The organism is Pseudonocardia pini (assembly GCF_013870575.1).
Lineage (GTDB): Bacteria > Actinomycetota > Actinomycetes > Mycobacteriales > Pseudonocardiaceae > Pseudonocardia > Pseudonocardia pini.
The window spans coordinates 1-3,689 of record NZ_JACBXB010000574.1 but is presented as its reverse complement, the minus strand read 5'-3'; the positions used below and the strand labels follow the sequence as shown (position 1 = coordinate 3,689).

At 73.0% G+C, this 3,689-nt stretch carries 5 protein-coding genes; 2 read left to right on the top strand and 3 right to left on the bottom strand.

The window, feature by feature from the left end; translation table 11 throughout:
* Nucleotides 1-240 precede the first annotated feature (240 nt).
* The gene (locus H5J29_RS24980) at nucleotides 241-1,020 is read right to left on the bottom strand and encodes a hypothetical protein (RefSeq protein ID WP_312858391.1); all 780 of its coding nucleotides are present in this window, start codon (nucleotides 1,018-1,020) and stop codon (nucleotides 241-243) included.
* A gap of 79 nt (nucleotides 1,021-1,099) precedes the next feature.
* Here H5J29_RS24980 and H5J29_RS24975 point away from each other — a divergent pair, with 79 nt between their 5' ends.
* Complete coding sequence (locus H5J29_RS24975) at nucleotides 1,100-1,879, top strand: HAD-IIA family hydrolase (protein ID WP_181783470.1); 780 nt, start codon at nucleotides 1,100-1,102, stop codon at nucleotides 1,877-1,879.
* A 229-nt stretch (nucleotides 1,880-2,108) separates the two neighbouring features.
* The gene (locus H5J29_RS24970; RefSeq protein ID WP_181783469.1) at nucleotides 2,109-2,261 is read left to right on the top strand and encodes a hypothetical protein; all 153 of its coding nucleotides are present in this window, start codon (nucleotides 2,109-2,111) and stop codon (nucleotides 2,259-2,261) included.
* Between the two features lie 14 nt (nucleotides 2,262-2,275).
* Here H5J29_RS24970 and H5J29_RS24965 read toward each other — a convergent pair whose 3' ends face one another.
* Both H5J29_RS24965 and H5J29_RS24960 read right to left on the bottom strand, forming a co-directional pair.
* A complete protein-coding gene (locus H5J29_RS24965; protein ID WP_181783468.1) occupies nucleotides 2,276-3,178 on the bottom strand; it encodes a dioxygenase family protein in 903 nt (300 codons plus the stop codon).
* Between the two features lie 38 nt (nucleotides 3,179-3,216).
* On the bottom strand, nucleotides 3,217-3,689 hold a 473-nt coding region (locus H5J29_RS24960; RefSeq protein WP_220187892.1), incomplete at its 5' end, for a hypothetical protein.

The window sequence follows — 3,689 nt, the reverse complement described above, 5'->3', positions numbered from 1 at the left end:
CGCGGCGTGCAGCGCCGCCGTGACCAGGTACCCGTCGACCAGCCGGAGGAGCCGGTCCGTCTCGTGCCCGCCCATACGCAACAGAGCACACCCGGGCCTGCCGGGATACCCCCGGAAAGCACTGACCGGCCCGGGACGATGTCTCCGGGCCGGCCTGTGTCGCGAGGCCGGACGTGCCGGCCGTGGTCTGGGGTGCTGGAGGTTCAGTACCCGGTGATCGCGTCCGTCAATCCTCGAAGATCAGAAATCTCCGAAACCGCCGCCGAAGTCGCCCCCGCCGAAGTCTCCGCCACCGAAGTCGCCGCCGCCCGCGTCGCCACCCATGTCGCCGCCTGCGTCGGCACCGGCGTCGCCGCCGCCGTCACCCTCGGCGGCCATGTCCGCGGCCGCCCCGTCCGAGTAGCCGGCCTCGTAGGCGCTGCCCGCCATGCCGGAGAACATCGCGCTGAACAGCAGGGCCGACCCGATGCCCCAGGCGCCGGCCACGAGGGCGGGCTTCCACCAGGGCTCGCTGTACCAGCCCGCCGGGACGGGGCGTCCGGCCACGTTGCCGCCGGGGTAGTAGTGCGCGTTGCGGTCCGACGGGTTCGGCGAGGCGCTGTAGGAGTGGCCCTCGACGTCGACGTCGCGGTCCTCGGTCACCGCGCCCGCGCGCTTCTGGCCGGGCAGCGGCGGCAGCTCGGGGCCGGGGTCCATGTCCATGGCCAGCCGCGCCGCCCGCACGTAGTAGAGGCCCTCGTACGCGGTCTCGGTGACGCCGCGGGTCTGGGCCGGGGTCTTGGCCTGCTCCATCTGCGAGCCCGCGGCGTTGTACCGCTCGGAGGCGTCGGCCATGGCCTGCTTGGCCGCCTCGTTGGTCGCGACGAGGTTCAGCACCTGCCCGCCGAGCCGCTCGGTCCAGCGCCGGGCCTCGGACTTGGCGTCCTCGAGCTCACGGGCCTGGCCTGCGCCACGGTTGCGGACCAGCCAGACGACACCCGCCACGATGGCGAGCAGCAGGACGATGGTCACGAGGTCCACGGGATCTCCCTGAGATACGGCATGTCACTCCCACAACGGACACCCGGCCCGATCCGTTCCCCGGGGCTAGGCTCGCCCGATGTCCGACAGCAAGCCGGTCGAGGCCTGGATGACCGACATGGACGGCGTGTTGGTCCATGAAGGAAGCATCATCCCCGGCGCCGACGCGTTCGTGAAGCGTCTCCGGGCGAAGGACGTCCCGTTCCTCGTGCTCACCAACAACTCCATCTACACGCCGCGGGACCTGCAGTTCCGGCTCCGCCACACGGGGATCGACGTCCCGGTGGAGGCGATCTGGACCTCGGCGCTGGCCACGGCGACGTTCCTCGCGGACCAGCGGCCCGGCGGGTCGGCCTACGTCGTCGGCGAGGCGGGCCTCACCACCGCCCTGCACGAGATCGGCTACGTGCTCACCGAGAGCGACCCGGACTACGTGGTCCTCGGCGAGACCCGCACCTACAGCTTCGAGGCCGTGACGACGGCGATCCGGCTGGTCGAGAAGGGCGCCCGGTTCGTGGCCACGAACCCGGACGCCACCGGCCCGTCGAACGAGGGCTCGCTCCCGGCCACGGGCTCGGTGGCGGCACTGATCACCCGAGCCACCGGCGTGGAGCCCTATTTCGTGGGGAAGCCGAACCCGCTGATGATGCGCGCCGCGCTGAACAAGCTGGGCGCCCATTCCGAGACCACGGTGATGATCGGGGACCGGATGGACACCGACGTCGTCGCGGGCATCGAGGCGGGCATGCGGACGGTGCTGGTCCTGACCGGGATCATGCGGGCCGACGGGGTGGAGCGCTACCCGTACCGGCCACACCGGGTCATCGGGTCGATCGCCGAGCTCGTCGAGGAGATCTGAGGGTGGTCCACGCCGGCGGGCACGCCGGCGTGGACCTGCGGCCGGAGAGGGAGGGGTATCTCCCGGCCGCGGGGTCGGCGCCCGCTCGCCGCGTTCCTCGCGGAACCCGGCTGCGTCGGCGCCCCGGGGTTGGATTCGGAGGGCACGTACGGTGCGTTACCGCGCGTTCAGAGCATTTCTCGTCCGTTCCGGGTTGCGAATCACACAGATGTGATTACCCTCGGATGGCATGGGTGACACCGTGTGGTGGAGCTGCCCGGAATGTGGCTCCTATGCCGAGTTGTCCGCCGAGGAATCGGCCGGATTCGCCATCTCCTGCCCGGACTGCCAGGGCCCGATGGCGTCGCAGTGGTCCTGGGAGGACACGCACCACGCCGCGTGAGGCACGCGCCGGGGTCAGCGCGGCGGCCCGCCCGGGCGCCCGCCGCCGGGAGCGGACCCTCCGGTGGGCTCGGTGCGGGTGTCCACGGGGACGTGCAGCGCCACGGTGTACCCCGTGCCGACGCTCCCGGTGACGGCGGCCAGCTGGCTCGCGCCACCGTCGTCGCCGAAGACGTTGTCGCCGTCGAGCGTGAGCTGCGCCAGGTTGCGCACCGACGACTCGTAGCCGGGCTCGGCGAACACCGTGTCGCAGACGTCCTTCGGCAGGGCGAGCTGCGAGGTCGCGACGGCGTCGGCGGAGTCGGTGATCTCCGCCTGCGCCGGGTAGACCTCGAAGTGGACGTGCGGCCAGCGCCCCGGGTAGCAGGCCGGGACGATGCTGGTGAAGCGCACCTTCCCGGTCGCGTCGGCGACCTGGACGCCGCGCAGGTAGTTCTCGTCCTCGAGGCCCTCGGAGTACAGCGAGTACTCGCCCGCGCGGTTGCAGTGCCAGACGTACACGGCCACCCCGGCGAAGGCGGAGCCGCCGTTCGCCAGGTCGCTCACGGTCAGCTCGAGGGTCATCGGCACGCCCTCGGCCGTCGCGCTCCCGGTGCCGAAGCTCGACCGGATGTCGCTGCGGACGACCCCGCTCTCGCTCAGCACGTTCGGTCCGTTGGAGCCGTCGCCCGGGTACGGGCCCGCGGTCTCGTCGGGGATCTCGGTGGTGCCCGTGCCCGCGGTGGTCGCCGCCGCGCCGGTGGTGGTGCCGGTCCCGCAGGCGGCCAGCCCGAGGGTGACGGCGCCGAGGCCGAAGGCCTTCAGCATCCGGCGGCGGCCCAGCAGGGTTCCGACGTCGAAGCCGAGGCCCTGGTCGACGAGCTCGTCGTCGGGGCGGGGCAGGGCGCGGCCCTGGTAGGTCGGGTGGTGGCGCGGCACGTCGGTCCTCCAGCGGTTCGGGTCGTCTCGTCCGAAAGCTAGGGGCCCGACCCGGCCGTCCGCTGTGCGGAACCTGGGTGCCTGCTGTGAGGCCGGAGCACCGCGAGATGCCCGGGGATCGCCTCGTGGATCCCGGGCGTCCGCATCGGCACCGCGGAGATGGTCACCCCGCGGTCCACGACGACCCGTTCCCAGCGCTCGGGCGGGAAGGCGTCGGCGAGCTCGGCGTCGCCGAACGGGTGCGGCCGCGGGCTGCCCGCCGCGAGCGCGCGGGCCAGCGGCGGCGGCACCCCGCGCGGGCCCGCACCCAGGCTCTCCAGGTAACCGAGCAGCGCGCCCCGGAAGTCCGTCTCGGCGAGCAGGACGACGCCCGTCCGGCCCACCAGCGCGGCCACGGTCTCGCCCGCCCGGCGCCGCTCGTGTGGGTCGAGCACGTGCAGCACCCCACGGACGAACACCGTGCAGTCGCCGAGCTCGGCGTGCAGGGCACGGCCGAACGCGGGGTCGGTGA